1 rRNA gene is annotated in these 243 nt (G+C 56.4%); it reads right to left on the bottom strand.

From position 1 onward, the window contains the following. Positions 1 to 243: ribosomal RNA gene (locus tag ACZ6J2_RS21920) — 16S ribosomal RNA — on the bottom strand; the annotation flags it as partial.

The following is a 243-nucleotide window of genomic DNA, read 5'->3' as shown; positions in this document are numbered from 1 at the left end:
ATCCTCTCAGACCAGCTAGGGATCGTCGCCTAGGTGAGCCGTTACCCCACCTACTAGCTAATCCCATCTGGGCACATCTGATGGCAAGAGGCCCGAAGGTCCCCCTCTTTGGTCTTGCGACATTATGCGGTATTAGCTACCGTTTCCAGTAGTTATCCCCCTCCATCAGGCAGTTTCCCAGACATTACTCACCCGTCCGCCGCTCGTCACCCGAGAGCAAGCTCTCTGTGCTACCGCTCGACT

The organism is Enterobacter sp. E14S (assembly GCF_055666685.1).
This window is presented reverse-complemented; position numbering and strand designations above follow the sequence as displayed.